Source organism: Mesorhizobium sp. M2A.F.Ca.ET.039.01.1.1, assembly GCF_003998035.1.
GTDB lineage: Bacteria > Pseudomonadota > Alphaproteobacteria > Rhizobiales > Rhizobiaceae > Mesorhizobium.
In genome coordinates, this window is record NZ_RZRY01000683.1 from 1 (window position 1) to 3,284 (window position 3,284).

Sequence of the window (3,284 nt, forward strand, 5' to 3'; positions counted from 1 at the left end):
CGCCACCCTGCTCTGCGCGATGGCGGCTCACTACCGGCAGACGCCGCTCGATCACAGCCGGGCGGCGGCCACGGCGCGGCAATGGCTCAGCGACGAGAGCCCGGCCTATCCGCATTTCGCCCTGGCCTTCGCGGGCGGCGAAGTCGCCGGCCTCGCCTCGGTGGCCATCGCCCACCCAGGCATCGATCTCGAAAGGCTGATGTTCCTGAAGGATCTGTTCGTGCGCGACAGCGCCCGCGACAAGGGCGTCGGCCGCGCGCTGGTCGGCTTTCTCGCCGGCTATTGCCTCGGCAAAGGCATAGGCCGCATCGATCTCACCACGGAAGACTGGAACGAGGGCGCGCTGCGTTTCTACGACCGGCTAGGCGCCGAGCGCCACGGCCAGAAGGTTTTCCTTAGGCTGTCGGGCGACGCGCTGAACAAGGTCGCTGGAACCTGACGTTGGCGGGTATCGGCGCCAAGGCTGGGTAAACCTCGGAGGTTAGCCGAAGCGACCGAACTTCGTCATCCACGGGCGGAGCGGGAGCGAAGCGGACGCGTAGACCCGAGGATCCATGCCGTGACGTCGCGCGAATGGTAAAGGGGGTGCAGAACAAAGGCTTTTCTGCACCGCCGCGACGCTTGGAGGTCACGGCATGGATTCCAGGGTCTGCGCGCGTCGCTTCGCTCCTTGCTTCGCCCTGGAATGACGGAGGCGTAGTGGCTGCCGGCCCGCGCGCGTCGGGCTGACCGGCCGACTTGCTTTGCTAAACCCTGGCCCAACTCCCGTCGCGATTCTACGCTGGCCGCTTCTTCTGCTTCTTGCGCTTTTCCGGCTGGCCGGATCTCGGCCCATCGAACTTTGGCCGATCGAACTTTGGCTTCTCGAACTTCGCCTTGCCGGGCTTCTTCGCCCAGGGTTTCGCGTCGCCACCGGGCCGCTCGTCCGGCGCTCGCTTCTCGAACCCGGGTGCACCCTGGTCGAAAGGCCGCTTGCCGCGATGCGGCTTCTTGTCCGGCTTCGGCGGCTGGTAGCCGGCGCGCGACAGGTCGGGCGTGCCGTCGATGCGCCTCACCGCGATGCTGCCCTGCAGCTTGCGGTCGGGGCCGATCGCGGCGACGAAGCGGTCGGCCCAGTCGGCGGCGATCTGCACGAAGGTCTCCTCCGGCTGCATCTTGATGGCGCCGATCTCGCGCTTGGACATGCCGGCGGTGCGGCACAGCATCGGGATCAGCCAGCGCGGCTCGGCATTCTGCCGGCGGCCGACCGAGAGCGAGAACCAGACGCTGTCACCGAAATCGTCGCGGCGGGCTGGTGCGTCTTCCCGGCGCGCGAACTTCTCCTTTGACGGCGCAAACGGCGCGACGTCGATCAGGTCTTCCGGCGCCGACCGGCTGCCGCGGCAAAGCCGCACGAAGGCAGCAGCCACCAGCTCAGCGCCGTGCCGCTCGAGAAGTGCCGCGGCAAAGTCGCGCTCCTCGTCCTTCACCGGCTCGCTGAAGGACGGGTCGGCCAGGATGCGCTCGTCGTCACGCCGCAGCACCTCGTCGGCCGAGGGCGGGCTTGCCCAGGTCGCGGTCAGGCCGGCATTGTTGAGCAGGCGCTCGGTGTGCCTGCGGGCGTTGTTCGGCACGATCAACGCGCTGACGCCTTTCCGCCCGGCCCGCCCGGTACGGCCGCTGCGATGCAGCAGCGTCTCCGTATTGCTCGGCAGGTCGGCATGGATGACGAGATCGAGATTGGGCAGGTCGATGCCGCGCGCAGCGACGTCCGTTGCGATGCAGACCTTGGCGCGACCGTCGCGCATCGCCTGCAGGGCATGGCTGCGCTCGTTCTGGCTGAGCTCGCCGGACAGCGCCACGACGGCGAAATTGCGGTTGTTGAAGCGCGCGGTGAGGTGGTTCACCGCCGCGCGAGTGTTGCAGAACACCATCGCATTGGCGGCCTCGTAATAGCGCAGCACATTGATGATGGCGTTCTCGCGATCGGCGGGCGCGACGGAAAGCGCCCGGTATTCGATGTCGAGATGCTGCTTTTCCTCGCCGCCGGCCGAGATGCGCACGGCCTCGCGCTGATAGCCCTGCGCAAGCGTCGCGATGGAGCGCGGCACGGTGGCCGAAAACATCAGCGTGCGGCGCTCGGCGGGTGCTGAGTCGAGGATGAATTCGAGGTCCTCGCGGAAACCGAGGTCGAGCATCTCGTCGGCCTCGTCCAGCACCACGGCCTTCAGCGCCGACATGTCGAGCGCGCCGCGCGTGATGTGGTCGCGCAGTCGGCCGGGCGTGCCGACGACGATATGAGCGCCGCGCTCCAGCGCGCGCCGCTCGGTGCGCATGTCCATGCCGCCGACGCAGGAGGCGATCTGCGCGCCGGTCAGCTCATAGAGCCATTCGAGCTCGCGCCGCACCTGCAGCGCCAGCTCGCGCGTCGGCGCCACCACCAGGCCCAGCGGCGCGCCGGCAGCGGTGAAACGCTGAGCGTCGCCAAGCAGGGTCGGCGCCACGGCAAGGCCGAAGGCGACAGTCTTGCCGGACCCGGTCTGCGCCGATACCAGCGCGTCGGCCTCGCCAAGCTCAGGCTCCAGCACCGCCTTCTGCACCGGCGTCAGCGCCGAATAACCGCGCTTTTCCAGCGCTTCTGCCAGCGCAGGAACGATCATCTCGAAACTGGACATTTTCTTCTTTCGGAATTCGAAGCTTCTTTAGCCCATCGATGGACTGATGCCGGCAGGCGTTGAGGCGCCGCAAGGCCGGACGGTTGGTGGGTTCCTACTTCTTGGCGACGGCATTGTACAGAGCAGGCGGCACCGCCTTTCCCTTCTCCCCTTGTGGGAGAAGGTGTCGCCGAAGGCGACGGATGAGGGGTGCTCCAGGGAAAGCCAGCGTCTCACTCCGCTGGAACACCCCTCATCCGTCTCGGCGCTACGCGCCGATCCACCTTCTCCCACATGGGGAGAAGGAGAGGCGCTGCGGCGATTGACTCTTCCACCAAACCGCGTAAAAGCCCGCGTCGAACGGGATCATCCTCGATGCGCGGCCTTCCGATGGCTCTTCTTGCATTCGATGCCCCCAGCCACAATGTAACGCATTGGGCCGGGCGCTTCGGCGCGTCCGTCCGTTCCAGCAAAACTACGGCCAAGAAAACCACCACCAAAACGGTGTGATTCCCTTGGCCTAACCACCCTCTCCCGGGTCCGGCCCGGGGGACGAAACCCGCATCAGGCCGGCGGGTTTTCTCCAAACAACCAAGCGGAGAGGGACAGGAGATAGCAGATGAGTTTCAAGGTTGCGGTAGTCGGCGCCAC

2 protein-coding genes are annotated in these 3,284 nt (G+C 66.8%); one reads left to right on the forward strand and one right to left on the reverse strand.

Annotated features, from left to right (window positions below):
- A partial coding sequence (locus tag EOA24_RS31785; RefSeq protein ID WP_133374709.1) for a GNAT family N-acetyltransferase occupies nucleotides 1–439 on the forward strand: 439 nt, incomplete at its 5' end.
- Nucleotides 440–776: 337 nt separating this feature from the next.
- Here the strand turns inward: EOA24_RS31785 and EOA24_RS31790 are convergent.
- Entirely contained in the window at nucleotides 777–2,654 is a 1,878-nt protein-coding gene (locus tag EOA24_RS31790) for a DEAD/DEAH box helicase (RefSeq protein WP_127410477.1), read from the reverse strand.
- Nucleotides 2,655–3,284: the final 630 nt, after the last annotated feature.

What these genes read in the sequence shown, in the direction of transcription:
- EOA24_RS31790 (WP_127410477.1), bottom strand. Translation starts at nt 2,654, where the DNA reads ATGTCCAGTTTCGAGATGATCGTTCCTGCGCTGGCAGAAGCGCTGGAA.